The sequence below is a fragment of the Variovorax sp. E3 genome (genome assembly GCF_016082275.1).
Classification (GTDB): Bacteria; Pseudomonadota; Gammaproteobacteria; order Burkholderiales; family Burkholderiaceae_C; genus Variovorax.
On the sequence record NZ_MOWM01000061.1, the window covers coordinates 1 to 15,269 of the forward strand.

Consider the following 15,269-nt stretch of genomic DNA (forward strand, 5'->3'; position numbering starts at 1 on the left):
GCGATGGATACGCCGCGTGCCCCCACCCCGACCCTCCCCCGGAAGGGGAGGGAGAAAGAAGAGCCAAACAGTCGCCGATAATTTTCAGCATGACCCAAGCCCCCACCCAGCGCTACGCACGCGTGCTCTCCATCGCCGGTTCCGACAGCGGCGGTGGCGCCGGCATCCAGGCCGACCTGAAGACCTTCGCGGCCCTCGGCTGCTACGGCATGACGGCCATCACCGCGCTCACCGCGCAGAACACGCTCGGCGTGTCGGGCATCCACGGCGTGCCGCCCGACTTTCTCAAGGCACAGATCCAGGCCGTGGTCGAAGACATCGGTGTCGACGCCGTCAAGCTCGGCATGCTGCACGCGCCCGAGGTGGTCGAGGTGGTGGCCTGGGCCATCGACCGCTACCAGCTGAAGAACGTGGTGCTCGACCCCGTGATGGTCGCGACCAGCGGCGACCGCCTGATCGCGGCCGAGACGGTGCAGGTGCTGGTGCGCGAACTGTTCCCGCGTGCGCTGGTGGTCACGCCCAATCTCGACGAAGCGGCCTTGCTGGTCGGCCATGCCATCGACGGCGTCGAGGCGCTCGACGGCGCGGCGCAGGAGCTGCTCGCGCTCGGCGCGAAGGCGGTGCTGCTCAAGGGCGGTCATCTGCCGGGCGACGACGTGGTCGACCTGCTGTTGCAGTCCGGCGGCGAACGCAAGCGGCTCGCGTCGAAGCGCATCGACAGCCCCAACCTGCACGGCACGGGCTGCACGCTGTCGTCCGCCATTGCCGCGCATCTGGCGCTGGGCGCGTCGCTGCCCGACGCGGTCGAGCAGGCGCGCACATACATCCTCGGCGCGATGGCCGCGGGTGCGAATGTGCGTGTCGGGTCGGGTCATGGCCCTCTCAACCACGGCTTTGCGCCAGTGCCGACGCACCGCCTGCCGGCGTAGCGCCCAGCTTGGGCCGGCTGAGCCACGCGAGCACGAAGGTCGCGGCCAGCGTCGGCAACGCGGAGCCGAACTGCGGCGCCCACTTGGCCAGTGCGTGGTAGGCCGCGATGCCCGCGATCCAGATCAGTGCGGCGCCGAAATCGACCTTGCGCGCGCCGTTCACCGACACCGATTGCCCCGCGCCCAGCCGCCCGATGATCACGCCGTAGAGCGGCACGAACACCGAGCTGAGCAGCAGCAGGAAGGGCTCCAGCGTGTGCATCGGCAGCACCAGCGCGAACGCGATGCACAGCGCGGCCAGCAGCAGGCCCCAGCGCTTCACGCTCCAGCGCGGCAGCAGGCTGTGCGTCGAGACCGAGCCTGAATAGACGTCGCCATACGCGTTGTCGAGTTCGTCGATCAGGATCAGGCCCAGCGCCAGCAGGCCGCCCTGCGCGAGGAGCAGCGCCGTCACCAGCTCCGTGCCCGGCTCGGCCACGCTCACCACCATCACGCCCAGTGCATAGCACCAGATGTTGGCCAGCGCGTAGCCCAGCCAGGTGCCGCTGAAAGCGCTGCCCAGCCCGCCCGTGCCGCGCTTGCCGTGTCGCGCGTAGTCGGCCACCAGCGGCAGCCACGAGACCGGCATGGCGATGACGAGGTCGAGTGCGCTGAACATGCCCATGCTGCCGTCGCCGGGCCGGGCCCAGAAGGCGTCCAGTCCCTTGGCTTGCAGCCGCGTCGCGAACTGCCAGCTGAGCCACAGCAGCGACAGCACCACCAGCGGCAGTCCGAAGCGGCTGACGAAGCGCCGCACCAGCTTGACCATCGAGCCCGCGAGCAGCGCCAGCAGCACCGCGCCCCACAGCAGCGTGGTGAGCACGCCGCCCCAGGCCGAGCCGATCGACGGCCCGAAAGCCGCCTGGCCGATGGCCTGCGTGCCCTCGCGCATGACGACCAGCTCGAAGGTGGTCCAGCCCACCAGTTGCACGATGTTCAGCAGCACCGGCAGCCGCGCGAAGGCGCTGCCGTAGGTGGCATGCATCAGGCCCGCGCTGGCCAGGCCGCTCTCGCAGCCGAGCCGTGCGGTCCACGCCAGCAGGCCGGCGCCGAGGCAGGAGCCCAGCACGATGGCAATGGCCGCGTCGCGCGTGCCCACCGCCGGCACGAGGTAGGCGCCGATCTGCATCACCAGCAGGCCGACGCCCAGGCTGAACCACAGCGAGGCGTGGTCGTGCCAGCCGAACACGCGGCTCGACGCAGGCAGCGGGGTCAGTGCTTCGTTGGTGGCGACCGGTGCGCCGCTGTTGTTGTCGTCGTGTGCCATCCGTTTGCTCCAGTGCAAAGGGGTTGGCAGGTGGGCGGGGCCCGAGCGACACGGTCGTCACGCGAGAGAACGTGAGCGGCCACCGGACCAGCTTCCCTGCGCGAGGATTACCTCTATCAGGTTCAAAGGGACTTTCTCAGCCGGGCGGCAAGCCGCTCAGCACCCCTAGCAATTGCCCCGCGGAGAACCCCGGGGCGGCCCCGAGTTTATCCGCTGTCGGGAAGCCGCGACGCTGTGCGTGCCATTCGAAGGGCGGGAAAACCCGCGTCGCGCCGAACTCGGGCGAGAATTGCCCGAGGGAAAAAAGAACGAGGGCGCGCACCTGGACGTGCGCGCGGAGGAACTCCATGGCAGACGATTTCACACGCACCCGCTTGCGGCGTTTCAGGGTCGACGTGGGCACCATCATTTGCGCCGTCGCGCTGGTGCAGTCGCTGTTGCTGGTGGCGCTGGGCTACTGGGCCGTCGAGCGGCTGGTGTCCAGCGTGGGCACGGCCGCGCACAAGATCAACCACGACCGCGTCGAGGACAACGTGCTGGCCTTCCTGGCCAGGACCGAGGCGGTGGTGCGCGCGATAGGCGACTCGCCCAGCCTGCACGCGGCGGGAGAAGACGGAGAGCAGACCTCCGAAATGCTGTGGACGCTGCTGGAGCAGAACCCTGAGCTCGACAGCCTCAACGTGGCCACCGACGACGGCCACCTGATGACGGCGCTGCGCTACCCGTCGCCCGCCATCCGCCAGATATTGCGCAGCCCCGACTTCAGCACCGAGACCTGGCAATACAAGCGCTCGCCCGATTCCGAAGGCGGCGACGCGAAACAGCGTTTTGCCACCACCCACATCAGCGCCTTCCGCAGCGACTACGACCCGGCGCACCGCAACTGGTTCGAGGCCGCCGTGAAGGCCCGGCGCCCGGTGTGGACCGCGCCCTTTCTCTCGGTCGCGGCGAAGGAGCTCGCCATCAGCCTCGCGGAGCCGACCGGGCGGCTCGACGACGAAGGCCGCACGCAACACCTGGTGGTGGCCGCCAACGTGTCGCTGGGGCACCTGTCGAAGCTCGTGCGCATCTTCGGCGAGCTGGGCCACGGCGAGAGCGCCTTGCTGAGCGCGGACCATCATGTGCTCGCGCGCAGCGACAGTCCGCACGCCGTTCGCGAGCTCGAATCGCCGGACGAGGACGACGGCGTGCTGGGCACCCTTCACGCGCACATGCGGGCGGCCGGCACGGCGGGCGGCGCCGACGACATGGCGTTTGCCATCGTGCACGAGGGACGCCGGTATCTGGTGCAGACGTCGCACATTCCGTCCACCCGGTGGCAGCTGGTCAGCTGGGAGCCCGAGGACGTGCTGCTCGGCGACCTGCATCGCACGGTGCTGTGGGCGCTGGCGTTGACGCTCACGTTCCTGGGCGTCGCGCTGTTCATCGCGCTCCGGCTGTCGAAGCTCGTGACCACGCCCATCGAGAACCTCTCGCGCGTGGCGCGCCGCATCGGCCGGCTGGAGCTGGACAACCTGCCGCTCGAGTCGAGCCGCGTGCTCGAGATCCAGCACCTGAACCAGGCGCTGGACGAGTCGGCGCGCAGCCTCAAGGCCTTCAGCAAGTTCGTGCCGGTCGACGTCATCAAGCAGCTCGTCGCCGAAGGCACGCGCTCGCGCCCAGCGGCTCGCCGCGCCGCATCACCGCGATGTTCACCGACGTGGAGGGCTTCACCTCCATCTCGGAATCGCTGGCGGCCGACGTGCTCGTGAAGCAGTTGACCGAGTACTTCAACCTCGCGGCGCGCGTGTTCGCGCGGCACGGCGGCGTGGTCGACAAGTTCATGGGCGACGGCATCATGGTGCTGTGGGGCGCGCCGATGGACCTGGAAGACGCGGAGTACAAGGCCTGCACGGCCGCGCTCGAACTGCACGCCGAAATGAATGAACTCAACGCCACGTGGCGCGCCCAGGGCATGCACGAGTTCCGCACGCGCATCGGCATCCACACCGGCCACGCGATCGCGGGGGTGCTGGGGGCGAGCGAGCGGCTGTCTTACACCGCCATCGGCGACGTCATCAACGTGGCGAGCCGCATCGAAGGCGCGAACAAGGAGCTGGGCACGCGCACGCTGATCTCGGAGACGACCTTCGCGGGGCTCGGCGGCCGGCTGGCCACGCGCCGCATCGAGGAAATGGCGGAACTGCGCGGGCGGCAGACGCGCATGGTGCTCTACGAGCTGCTAGAGGTCGAGCACCAGCCGCGGTGAGATCGCGCGCGAGCAGCAGGGCAGGAACTGGTCGTTCGCGGCCTGCTCGGCGGGGGTGAGGTAGAGGTCGTTGTGCGCGACTTCGCCCGCCAGCACGCGCGTGAGGCAGGTGCCGCAGACGCCCTGCGCGCACGACACCGGAATGTCGATGCCCTCGGCCGCGAGCGCGTCCACCACGCTGACCGACGCGGGCACGCGAACGACGCGGCCCGAGCTGCGCAACTCGACCTCGAAGCCGCCTTGCGCATCGGGGGCGGGCAAGGTGCCCGAGAAGTATTCGAAGTGCACCTGCGCGTCCGCCCACCGCAGCCCGCGCGCGGTGGCACGCACCGCGTCGAGAAAGCCCTGCGGGCCGCACACGTAGAGGTGCCTGCCGGGCGCGGGCCGGCCGATGGCCGCGGCAAGGTCGATGCGCTGCGCGGGCGGCCCGTCGTCGTGATGAAAGAACACCCTGTCGGCAAACGCACTGGCCTCGAGCCGCCGCCGGTAGGGCGTGCGCGTGGCGGTGCGGCTGCAGCAGTGCAGCGCGAAGTCGGCTTGCAGCGCGGCCAGCCGCTGCGCCATCGACAGCAGCGGCGTCACGCCGATGCCGCCCGCCAGCAGCAGGCTGTGCGTGGCGCTTTCGTCGAGCGGAAAGTGATTGCGCGGCGCGCTGATGCGCAGCACCGCGCCTTCGTGCACGGCGTCGTGCATGGCCAGCGAGCCGCCGCGCGATGCGGCGTCGCGCAGCACGCCGATCTCGTAGTGGTCGTCCTGCGCGGGCGCATTGCACAGCGAGTACTGCCGCACCAGCCCGCCGGGCAGCGACACGTCGATGTGCGCGCCCGGCGTGAAGGGCGGCAGCCGCGCGCCGTCGGCCGCCACCAGCCGGAAGCCAGCCACGCCGTCGGCCTCGATCGTCTTGCGCGCGACCTTGACCTCGATGCCTGCACTGGCTGCACTGGCCGCCGCGCTCATTCGCGCACGAGGAAGTTGCCGGCCTCGAAATGCACGGGCGCGGCCTCGGGGTCGAAGCTCACGCCGGCCGGGTCCTTGCCTTCGCGCACCGCGTCGAGCTGGCGTTGCAGCAGGCGGCGCAGCATCACGATGCCGCGGTCCGACGTGGCCAGGTGCTCTTCCGAATGCGCGGTGATCGCGCCCTGGCTCACCTGTGCCTCGTAGTCGCCGGGGAAGCTGCGGTGCTCGGCCTCGGTCAGTTCTTCCCACAGCTTGCCGTTCAGCCGCGAGCGCACGCGCGCCAGGTCGCCCGGGTTCTTCACGCGGCCGACGGTGTAGATGCGAAAGCTGTGGTCGTCGATGGGCAGCACCCAGCCGATGGACTCGACCCGCCCGTAGGCCGCCACGCGCGGGTTCGGCACCACGCGCAGGGTCGGCAGCACGGGGCCGGCCACGCGCCGGAAGGTGCCGCCGTCCTCGAGCTTGCGGATCGAGGTGATCATCACGCCGGTCTCGGTGCTCTCGAAAGTGACTTCGGGCATCTGGCCCATCAGCGCCACGAACTGCGTGCCGCTGAAGCTGCCGTGCAGCACCGGCACATGGAACGGATCGGCCACGTTCTCGTAGTGCTGCAGCCAGTTGCACGGAATGACCTGCGGGCCGCCGCCGCCGATGCTGTTGCCGTCGGCCTCGAGGGTCTCGCCTTCGTCCATCGTTTCCAGGCAGTCGTAGCGCGGCAGCACCGGCTTCTTCCCGGCCGGGCCGAGGTAGGCCCAGATCAGGCCGTAGCGTTCTTCCACCGGATACCAGGGCTGGCGCACGCGGGCGCGGCTGCGCGCGCCGCCGTCGGGCTCGCAGGGCTGGTCGACGCACTGGCCCTGCACGTCGAACATCCAGCCGTGGTAGCAGCAGCGGATGCCTTCTTCCTCGACGCGCCCGTAGTAGAGCGACGCGCCCCGGTGCGCGCAGCGCCAGTGCACCAGGCCCGCGCGGCCGCGCTTGTCGCGAAACAAGATGAGGTCTTCGCTCAGCACGCGCACCTTGCGCGGCGTGTCGTCGGCATCGGCGGCCAGGCCGATCGGGTGCCAGTAGCGGCGCAGCAGCTCGCCCATGGGCGTGCCGGCGCCCACCTCGGTCAGCTCGGGCTTGTGGCCCGGCGGTTTGCGGCCGTAGGCGGTGCCGGTGTCCAGCGTGATGGGTTGCCACTCGGCTGTGGTGGCCGGGGAGGGTGGTGCGACTGCGCTCATTCGGGGGTGACTCCTGCGGCCTTGATGAGGTCCGCGACACGGGGAAAGTCGGCCTTGTAGTTGGCCCGGAACTCGGCCGGCGTGCTGCCCAGGGGCTCGAAGCCGAAGCCGGCCAGGCGCTCCTGCACGTCGGGCATCTTCGTGATCTCGCGCAGAGCGGTCGCCCATTCGTCGAGCACGGGCTGGGGCGTTTTCGCGGGCGCGTACACGCCGATCCAGCTGTCCAGGTCGAAGCCGGGAAAGCCCTGCTCGGTGAAGGTCGGCACGTTGGGCATCGAGCGCACGCGCTGCCGCCCCGTGATGCCCAGCACTTTGATGCGGCCCGACTGCGCCAGCGCGCGCGCCGTGGACGGGTTGGCCCAGGCCACGCCCAGCGCCTCGCCGAACATGTCGTTGTGCGCGGCGGCCTCGGCCTTGTACGGCACGTGGACCAGGTCGATGCCGCTCTGGCGCGCCAGCAGTTCGCCGAACAGGTGCGCGTTGGAGCCGTTGCCCCAGGTGCCGTAGGAAACGCCGGGGTGCGCCTTGGCATAGGCCACGAACTCGCGCACGTTCGAGAATGGCGCCGAGGCTCGCGCGATCAGCATCGGCCCGCCGGTGGCCAGCTGCGACAGCGGCTCGAAGTCTTTCACGGGGTCGTAGGGCAGCTTGGGCTGCAGCACCACGTTGTTGATGTGCGTGAGCGGCAGCGTGAGCAGCACGGTGTAGCCGTCGGGCGCGGCCTTGGCCACGGTGTCGGCGGCGATGGTGCCGCTTGCGCCGGGCTTGGCCTCGACGATCACCGGCTGGTTCCAGCGGGTCTTGAGCTTCTCGGCGTAGATGCGCGCAATGACGTCCATCGGCCCGCCGGGCGAGCCGAAGGGAACGATGCGCACCACGCGGCTCGGAAAGCGCGGGGCCTGCGCGAAGGCGGGGCCGGCGGCCAGCGCGGCAAGGCCGGCGCCGAGGATGCCGAGCGTGCGGCGGCGCGTGGCGCCCGCGCCCGGCGAGGGTCTGAACCGATTCATCGTGTGTCTCCAGTCGTGTTGTACTTGTGCGCCCGACGATACGGACCGCCCGCCCCGCGGGCAATTCGAAGCTTTGAATATGAGATATGGCCCAACGTGATATCCGCAGCCTCGACGTCGGCATGCTGCGGACCTTCGATGCCCTGATGCGCGAGCGCAGCGTGTCGCGCGCGGCGACCCGGCTCTTCCTGAGCCAGCCCGCGGTGAGCGCGTCGCTCAATCGCCTGCGCGACACCTTCGGCGACCCGCTCTTCACCCGCACCGCGCACGGCGTGGAGCCCACGGCGCGCGCGCAGGCGCTGGCCGGCCAGGTGGAGCGCGTGCTGGCCGACCTGTCGGCGATGCTGGAGCCCGGCGAAGGCTTCGACCCCGCGGCGTCGCAGCGCATCTTTCGCATCTCGGGCGGCGACTACGCGAGCCACCTGCTGCTGCCGACGCTGGCCAACGAGTTGGTGGCGTGCGGCTCGCGCGTGCGCATCTACTGGGAGACCAGTTCGTTCCTGACCTTGACCGAGCGGCTGCGCAAGGGCGACTTCGACATTGCCGTGCTGCCGCGCCTGCAGCCGCCCAGCGACTGCGAATCGGCGCTGCTGTACGAAGACCGCTATGTCGTCGCCGTGCGGCGCGGCCACCCGACGCTGGGCCGCGAGGCGACGCTCGACGCCTTCTGCGGCGCGCCGCATGTGTTCCTGGGCTACGGCAGCTCGGCGCTCGACGACCTCATCGACCAGGTGCTGGCGCGGCAAGGTCGCACGCGCACCATGAGCGTGGCCATGACCAGCTTCGGCCAGATCGTCGACCTGCTGGCGCAGACCGATCACGTCGCCGTGATGCCGTTGCGCGTGGCCGAGCGCTTTCGCGATGTGCTCGCGGTGCACCCGCTGCCGTTCGAGCTGCAGGGCTACCGCTCGGTCGTGTGCTGGAACCGGCGCTCCAATTCCGACGCCGGCGTGCTGTGGCTGAAAGACGCGCTGCTGCGCATCGGCCACCAGGCCCACGCCGAAGGCAACGCGGCGGCTAAGCCGTCCTGACCCTGCGCGCGAAGGCCTCGAGCCCGTCGATGGTCATCTGGATGTGGCGTTCGAAGCTGCTGTCCAGCGGCACTGTGGTGCCGTTGTCCCAGCGCACGATGAAGGCCTTGTTGGCCAGCAGCGGCAGGTTGCGCGTGAGCACCGGGTGGTCGAGCGGGCGGATCGTGTGCACGCGTTCGCGCAGCTCCTCGGCCCAGGCCTGCGTGTTGTCGGAAGGCAAGGGCGAGAACTCCATCGTGAGAAAGCCCAGCATCGCCGCGATCACGCAGTTGTAGGCCTCCAGCAGCGGCTCGCCCTCGAAGCCCGCTTCGGTCAGCGCGGCCAGCACACCCTCGACCAGCTCGGTGGGCAGGCTGCCGTTCGACACCAGTTGCGCACCCAGCAACTGCGCCACGTTCGGGTGGCGCCGCACGCTGTCGCGGCAGCGGCGGAACAGTTCGGCGATCCAGGCCTGCCAGCCGAGCTTGCCCGGGGGCGGTGCGACCTCGGCCATGACGGTGGCCGCCACCTCGGCCAGCAGCGCCTCGCGCGTGCTCACGTGCCAGTGCACCGTGGCCGGGTACACGCCCAGCCGCGCCGCCACCTCGCGCATGCTGAACGCGCCCAGGCCGGATTCGTCGATCAGCGCCAGCGCGACTTCTGCGACGCGCTGCTTGGAGAGTTCGCCGCCGCCGGTGGGGCGGCCGGCGGAGCGGGGCTTGGGGGGCTTTGGGGTCTTGGGGGGCGAGGCGGTCTCATGGTCGATGCCATTGTGCGGCAGCTCAATTGATCGTATAAACAATATTAATTGAGCAGTGATCAATTAATTTGTGTCTCCCCACCAAGGACATCCGCCATGACCCATGCAGCCGACGCCGCCATCGACCAGGCCCTTGCCGCCGCGCACCGGCGCTTCAACGAGGCCAACCCGGCCAGCCTGCGCCAGTTCGAGCAGCAGGCGCGCTACATGCCCGGCGCCAACAGCCGCTCGGTGCTGTTCTATGCGCCGTTTCCGCTGACCATCGCCAGGGGCGAGGGCGCCGCGCTGTGGGACGCCGACGGCCACCGCTATGCCGACTTCATCGCCGAGTACACGGCCGGCGTCTACGGCCACTCGGCGCCGGAGATCCGCGAGGCCGTCATCGAGGCGATGCAAGGCGGCATCAACCTCACGGGCCACAACCTGCTCGAAGGGCGGCTGGCGCGGCTGATCTGCGAGCGCTTTGCGCAGATCGAGCAACTGCGCTTCACCAACTCGGGCACCGAGGCCAACCTGATGGCGCTCACGGCCGCGCTGCATTTCACGGGGCGCAAGAAAATCGTGGTGTTCTCGGGCGGCTACCACGGCGGGGTGCTGGGCTTCGGCGCCAAGCCGTCGCCGACCACGGTGCCGTTCGACTTTCTCGTGCTGCCCTACAACGACACGCAAACGGCCCGTGAGCAGATCGAAAAGCACGGCCCCGAGATCGCCGCCGTGCTGCTCGAGCCGATGCAGGGCGCGAGCGGCTGCATTCCGGGGCGCCTGGACTTTCTGCAGGCTTTGCGCGAGTCGGCGACGCGGGTCGGCGCGCTGCTGGTGTTCGACGAGGTCATGACCTCGCGGCTCGCGCCGCATGGGCTGGCGAACAAACTGGGCATTCGCCCGGACCTCACGACCCTGGGCAAGTACATCGGCGGGGGCATGTCGTTCGGCGCCTTCGGCGGGCGCGCCGACGTGATGGCGCTGTTCGACCCGCGCACCGGGCCGCTGGCGCATTCCGGCACCTTCAACAACAACGTGATGACGATGGCGGCGGGCTACGCCGGGCTCACGAAGCTGTTCACGCCCGAGGCGGCCGGCGCATTGGCCGAGAAGGGCGACGCGATGCGTTCGCGGCTCAATGCGCTGTGCGCGAAGGAGGGCGTGGCGTTCCAGTTCACCGGACTGGGTTCGCTGATGAACGGGCACTTCGTGACGGGGGAAGTGCGCAGCACCGATGACCTCGCGGCGGTCGACGGGCGGCTGCGGCAACTGCTGTTCTTCCACCTGCTGGGCCAGGGCATCTACACCTCGCCGCGCGGCTTCGTCGTGCTGTCGCTGCCGTTGGCGGATGCGGACATCGACCGTTTCGTCGATGCCATCGCCGGCTTCATCGGCGAATACCGGGCGCTGCTGCCCGGCGCCTGACGACGTTCAGGCGGCCTTGGAAACGCCCAGCAGCTCGTGCAGGCGCGTGCTGGTGGTCGTGTACTGCAGCGGCACGGCCTTGCCCGGGAACACGATGGCCGTGGCGCCCCAGGCGGCCAGCGTGGCCTCGTGGAAGCCGCAGACGATGAGCTTCTTCTTGCCCGGGTAGGTGTTGATGTCGCCCACCGCGAACACGCCGCGTTCGCGGGTCTCGTATTTCTCGGTGTCGACCGGCACCTGCTTGCGCTCCAACGCCAGGCCCCAGTCGGCGATGGGGCCGAGGCGCGGGGAAATGCCCAGGCAGGCGACCAGCGCGTCCAGCGGCAGGTCGATGGTGGTGGTGTCGGGTGTCGCGATCCGCAGTTGCTTGCCGTCGAAGGCCGCCGGTTGGCCGACCTTGAAAGCCAGCTTGCCGTCGGCCACCAACTGGCGCATGGCCGCGACCGTCGCCTCGTCGGCCTGGAAGCCGTCGCGGCGGTGCACCAGCGTGACCTGCCTGGCCGTGGCCGTCAGCGCAATGGCGGTTTCCAGCGCGATGTCGTCGCCGCCATTGACCACCACCGTCTGCCCCGCGAAGCGGTCCAGCGAATCGGGGTGATAGAACAGCGACGTGCCCTCGAAGCGGCCGATGTCTTCCAGCGCGATGCGCTTGGGCACGAAGGCCCCGACACCGGCGGCGATGAACACGGTCCTGGCCAGGAAGGCCTTGCCGGCCGAGGTGGCCAGCAGCAGCCGCCCGTCGGCTTGGCGCTCGAGGGTGGCGACCTGCTCGCCGAAGTGAAACTGCGGCTTGAACGGCGCCACCTGCTGCAGCAGCGACTGCGCGAGGTCGCGCCCGCTGGTCATGGGCGTGCCGGGAATGTCGTAGATCGGCTTGTCGCCATACAGCGCCACGCACTGGCCGCCCGCGGCGGGCAGTGCATCGACGATATGGCAGGAAATTTCGAGCAGGCCCAGTTGAAAGGCCTGGAACAGCCCGACAGGGCCGGCGCCGACGATCAGCGCGTCGGTTTCAATGGGCGCGGTCACGGTGCTCAGCGCACCAGCTCCCCGACCTTGTCCGTCTTGTCCTTCCACTCTTCGGCGTCAGGCAGGGCGGGCTTGCGCTTGGTGATGCTCTTCCAGCCGTCGGCCACGGCCAGCTCGGCGTTGATCTTGATGAAGGCGATCTGGTTGGCCGGCAGGTCTTCCTCGGCGTAGATCGCGTTGACCGGGCATTCGGGGATGCAGACCGCGCAGTCGATGCATTCGTCCGGGTCGATCACCAGCATGTTGGGACCTTCGCGGAAGCAGTCGACGGGGCAAACGTCCACGCAGTCGGTGTATTTGCAACGGATGCAGGCTTCGGAGACGACGTGGGTCATTTGTCTTTTTGCGTCAGAAGTGGTCGGGAAAAACCCTAGATTTTAGGCCTTTGCGGCGGAAGGTTGCACGAGCACCGCCGCGGCGGTCTTGTGCGAGGCCGTATCGACCAGCACGAGCGAGCCCAGCGCCCGCGATTGCGTGAACGGCAGCACCGCCAGCGGCTGCTGCAGCGCGAGCACCACGTCGCCGATGGCGTTGGCTTCCAGCTGCGTGGCGGGCTCCGATTCGAGCGTGGTGATGTTCACCCGGTCGACGATGCGCGCCACCTTGGCCTTGACCCAGCGATGGCCCTGCAGCGCCCAGTACACGCGGCCCGCGACCAGCGGCTCGTCGTCGAGCCAGGCCACGGTGGCGGTGATCTCGCGCACCGGCTCGAAGGCCTCGGGCGCCAGCAGCCAGTCGCCGCGCGACACGTCGACCTCGCGGTCCAGCACGATGCCGGCGCTGTGGCCTGCATGCACCGCCTGCGGCTGGCGCGCGTGGTTCAGCACCTGGGCGACGGTGGCGGTCTGGTTGCTCGGCAGCACCGTGACGCGCTGGCCCGGCTCCACATGGCCCGAGGCCACGCGGCCCCAGAACACGCGGCGGCCCTGCGAGGTGTCGGCGGAGGCCGAGAACTTCTCGACCCACTGCACCGGGAAGGCGAAGGGCACGGCCTCGTCCTGCGCCGTCACGGGCAGCTCTTCGAGCAGCTCGAGCAGGCTGGGGCCTTCGTAGCCGACCCAGTCGGCATGGCGCGTGGCCACGTTCCAGCCCTTGAGCGCGGAAATCGGCACGATGGCCGCCACCTGCACGCCGGCCGCTTCGGCAAAGGCGTTCAGCGCGGTCGAGATGCGTTCGAAGGCCAGGCCCGCGTCGCCGATGGCGTCGAGCTTGTTCACGGCGAACACGATCGACTGCACGCGCAGCAGATGGCACAGCAGCGTGTGGCGGCGCGTCTGCGGCAGCAGCTCGCGCTTGACCACGGTGCCGTCTTCCACTTCGGCGGCCCAGGCCAGCTTGGTTGCGTCGACCAGCACCACGGCGGCGTCGGCGGCCGAGGCGGCCGTGACCATGTTGCGCGTGTACTGCTCGTGGCCCGGCGCGTCGCCGATGATGAACTTGCGCTGGGCGGTCGAGAAGTAGCGGTACGCCACGTCGATCGTGATGCCCTGTTCGCGCTCGGCCGAGAGGCCGTCCGTCAGCAGGGCCAGGTCGGTCTCGCCGCCGCGCTGCACGCCGGCCAGCTGGTCTTGCAGCACGGTCTTGCTGTCGACCAGCAGGCGGCCGATGAGCGTGCTCTTGCCGTCGTCGACCGAGCCGCAGGTGATGAAGCGCAGGGCGGTGCCGGTGTCGCCGTCAACGTGGGTGGAGACAGGGGTTGCAGTCGTCGTCGTGCTCATCAGAAATATCCGTCTTTCTTGCGCTTCTCCATGGAAGCTTCGGAGGTCATGTCGTCCATGCGCGTGGCGCCGCGCTCGCTGACGTCGACCGACAGCGTTTCCAGCACCACGTCGCCCGCGTCGGCGGCCAGGCTCTCGACCGGGCAGGTGGTCGTGATGTCGCCCACGGTGCGAAAGCGCACGTCGCGCACCTGCACCGTTTCGCCGTCGCGCGGCGGGGTCAGTTCGGTCACGGGCACCAGCAGGCCGCGGCGCTCGACCACCTCGCGCTTGTGCGTGTAGTAGATCGACGGCAGGCCGACGTGCTCGCGCTCGATGTATTGCCACACGTCGAGTTCGGTCCAGTTCGAGATGGGGAACACGCGGAAGTGCTCGCCCGGGGCCAGGCGCGTGTTGAACAGCGTCCACAGCTCGGGGCGCTGGTCCTTGGGTTGCCACTGGCCGAAGCTGTCGCGGTGCGAAAAGATGCGCTCCTTGGCGCGCGCCTTTTCCTCGTCGCGGCGGGCGCCGCCGATCAGCGCGTCGAAGCGGAATTCTTCAATGGCTTCGAGCAGCGTGACCGACTGGTGCGCGTTGCGCGACTCGCCGGGGTGCGCCAGGCGCACGGTGCCGCGCTTCATCGAGTCCTCGACGTTGCGCACGATGAGTTCGGCGCCCAGTTCCTTGGCGCGCTGGTCGCGGTAGGCCGTCACTTCGGGGAAGTTGTGGCCCGTGTCGATCATCAGCAGCGGGTACGGAATGCGGCCCACGCCGAACGCCTTTTCCGCGCACTTCAGCAGCACCAGCGAGTCCTTGCCGCCCGAGAACAGCAGGGTGGGGCGCTCGAAGGCGGCCGCCACTTCGCGCAGGATGAAGATGGTTTCTTCTTCCAGCGCATCGAGGTGCGTGTTGGACAGGCGCGCGGGAGAGTGCATGGGCGGCAGCAGCAGTTCGGTTTCGGTACGGGCGTTCATCTGAGTAGGTGCTGAATGCGAGGAAATGGGCGAGGAGGCGGCGACGCCGCTCAGTGCGACAGGTGCAGGCCGCACTCGCGGTTGTCTTCGCCCTTGGTCGGGTCCACGTAGTCGAAGTTGTTGGGCAGGCCGTGCTTCTCGCAGTATTCGTACAGCTCCTTGGACGACCAGTGCAGCAGCGGCGCGACCTTGATGAGGCCGTCCGGGTTCACGCTGACCGGGTCCATCTGCGCGCGCACGGCCGTGTCGGTCGCGCGCAGCGCGGTGAACCACACCTTGGGCGCCGTCTCGCGCAGCGCGCGGGCAAAGGGCTCCAGCTTCACTTCTTCGGTGAAGGCGGCGTGGCGCGGATCGTCGAGCGCCGGCGTCGGGCCTTCGACCGCTTCACGGTGCGCGCGCGAGCGGCGCGGCAGGTAGATGTGCAGGTCCAGGCCCAGCTGCCTGGTCACCTCGTCGGCAAAGCGGTAGGTGGCCTCGGTGTTGTAGCCGTTGTCCATCCAGACCACCGGCACGTCGCGCCTGGCGCGCGTGACCATGTGCAGGATCACGGCCTCGAAAGGCCGGAAGTTGGTGGTGATGATCGCGGGCTGGCCCAGGCCGATGGCCCAGTCCACCAGGCCTTCGGCGTTGCGGCCGAGGTCGGTGTTGATGCGTGCGAAGTCGATGTCCGTGGCAAGGCTCATGTCGAAGTTTTCCGATGCGGGCTCAGGCGCCGGCCA

General features: G+C 69.4%; 15 protein-coding genes, 1 pseudogene and 1 riboswitch. Of the genes and pseudogenes, 5 read left to right on the forward strand and 11 right to left on the reverse strand.

Annotated features, from left to right (window positions below):
- The first annotated feature begins 89 nt into the window (after positions 1–89).
- Positions 90–929: a bifunctional hydroxymethylpyrimidine kinase/phosphomethylpyrimidine kinase gene (thiD, locus tag BMG07_RS20975; RefSeq protein WP_198086176.1), complete on the forward strand. Its 840-nt coding sequence runs from the start codon at positions 90–92 to the stop codon at positions 927–929.
- Here the strand turns inward: thiD and BMG07_RS20980 are convergent.
- A complete protein-coding gene (locus BMG07_RS20980; protein ID WP_198086177.1) occupies positions 883–2,235 on the reverse strand; it encodes a cytosine permease in 1,353 nt (450 codons plus the stop codon). The two genes, thiD and BMG07_RS20980, sit on opposite strands and share 47 nt — an antisense overlap.
- A gap of 76 nt (positions 2,236–2,311) precedes the next feature.
- Positions 2,312–2,412: riboswitch (TPP riboswitch) on the reverse strand.
- Complete coding sequence (locus BMG07_RS20985; RefSeq protein ID WP_198086178.1) at positions 2,372–2,584, reverse strand: hypothetical protein; 213 nt, start codon at positions 2,582–2,584, stop codon at positions 2,372–2,374. Its footprint overlaps the riboswitch before it by 41 nt.
- Between BMG07_RS20985 and BMG07_RS20990 the strand changes: the two genes are divergently transcribed.
- Entirely contained in the window at positions 2,583–3,986 is a 1,404-nt protein-coding gene (locus BMG07_RS20990; protein ID WP_269759229.1) for a hybrid sensor histidine kinase/response regulator, read from the forward strand. The genes BMG07_RS20985 and BMG07_RS20990 overlap by 2 nt on opposite strands.
- Positions 3,923–4,483 (forward strand): adenylate/guanylate cyclase domain-containing protein, encoded by a 561-nt coding sequence (locus BMG07_RS42535; protein WP_269759230.1) that lies wholly within the window; start codon positions 3,923–3,925, stop codon positions 4,481–4,483. Before BMG07_RS20990 ends, BMG07_RS42535 begins: the two co-directional genes overlap by 64 nt.
- Here the strand turns inward: BMG07_RS42535 and BMG07_RS20995 are convergent.
- The 3 genes from BMG07_RS20995 to BMG07_RS21005 are packed head-to-tail and all read right to left on the reverse strand — an operon-like array spanning position 4,457 to position 7,673.
- Positions 4,457–5,440, reverse strand: coding sequence for a PDR/VanB family oxidoreductase (locus tag BMG07_RS20995; RefSeq protein ID WP_198086179.1), 984 nt, complete (start codon positions 5,438–5,440; stop codon positions 4,457–4,459). The genes BMG07_RS42535 and BMG07_RS20995 overlap by 27 nt on opposite strands.
- The gene (locus tag BMG07_RS21000; RefSeq protein ID WP_198086180.1) at positions 5,437–6,666 is read right to left on the reverse strand and encodes an aromatic ring-hydroxylating dioxygenase subunit alpha; all 1,230 of its coding nucleotides are present in this window, start codon (positions 6,664–6,666) and stop codon (positions 5,437–5,439) included. Before BMG07_RS21000 ends, BMG07_RS20995 begins: the two co-directional genes overlap by 4 nt.
- A complete protein-coding gene (locus BMG07_RS21005) occupies positions 6,663–7,673 on the reverse strand; it encodes a tripartite tricarboxylate transporter substrate binding protein (protein ID WP_198086181.1) in 1,011 nt (336 codons plus the stop codon). Before BMG07_RS21005 ends, BMG07_RS21000 begins: the two co-directional genes overlap by 4 nt.
- A 122-nt stretch (positions 7,674–7,795) precedes the next feature.
- Here BMG07_RS21005 and BMG07_RS21010 point away from each other — a divergent pair.
- Positions 7,796–8,638, forward strand: a pseudogene (locus BMG07_RS21010) (LysR family transcriptional regulator); the annotation flags it as partial.
- Between the two features lie 52 nt (positions 8,639–8,690).
- Here BMG07_RS21010 and BMG07_RS21015 read toward each other — a convergent pair.
- Positions 8,691–9,485 carry a TetR/AcrR family transcriptional regulator C-terminal domain-containing protein gene (locus tag BMG07_RS21015; protein WP_269759231.1) on the reverse strand — a complete coding sequence of 265 codons (795 nt, stop codon included), beginning with the start codon at positions 9,483–9,485 and terminating at the stop codon, positions 8,691–8,693.
- A gap of 54 nt (positions 9,486–9,539) precedes the next feature.
- Between BMG07_RS21015 and BMG07_RS21020 the strand changes: the two genes are divergently transcribed.
- Positions 9,540–10,850: an aspartate aminotransferase family protein gene (locus BMG07_RS21020; RefSeq protein WP_198086183.1), complete on the forward strand. Its 1,311-nt coding sequence runs from the start codon at positions 9,540–9,542 to the stop codon at positions 10,848–10,850.
- A 6-nt stretch (positions 10,851–10,856) separates the two neighbouring features.
- Here BMG07_RS21020 and BMG07_RS21025 read toward each other — a convergent pair whose 3' ends face one another.
- The 5 genes from BMG07_RS21025 to BMG07_RS21045 are packed head-to-tail and all read right to left on the reverse strand — an operon-like array spanning position 10,857 to position 15,233.
- Positions 10,857–11,927, reverse strand: a complete 1,071-nt coding sequence (locus tag BMG07_RS21025; protein ID WP_198086184.1) for an NAD(P)/FAD-dependent oxidoreductase — start codon at positions 11,925–11,927, stop codon at positions 10,857–10,859.
- Positions 11,885–12,214 (reverse strand): ferredoxin FdxA, encoded by a 330-nt coding sequence (fdxA, locus tag BMG07_RS21030; protein WP_093240594.1) that lies wholly within the window; start codon positions 12,212–12,214, stop codon positions 11,885–11,887. Before fdxA ends, BMG07_RS21025 begins: the two co-directional genes overlap by 43 nt.
- A 42-nt stretch (positions 12,215–12,256) precedes the next feature.
- Positions 12,257–13,597, reverse strand: coding sequence for a sulfate adenylyltransferase subunit 1 (locus BMG07_RS21035; protein ID WP_198086185.1), 1,341 nt, complete (start codon positions 13,595–13,597; stop codon positions 12,257–12,259).
- Positions 13,597–14,550, reverse strand: a complete 954-nt coding sequence (gene cysD / locus BMG07_RS21040; protein WP_198086186.1) for a sulfate adenylyltransferase subunit CysD — start codon at positions 14,548–14,550, stop codon at positions 13,597–13,599. Before cysD ends, BMG07_RS21035 begins: the two co-directional genes overlap by 1 nt.
- Positions 14,551–14,600: 50 nt before the next feature.
- Positions 14,601–15,233: a phosphoadenosine phosphosulfate reductase family protein gene (locus tag BMG07_RS21045; RefSeq protein WP_198086187.1), complete on the reverse strand. Its 633-nt coding sequence runs from the start codon at positions 15,231–15,233 to the stop codon at positions 14,601–14,603.
- Between the last annotated feature and the right edge of the window lie 36 nt (positions 15,234–15,269).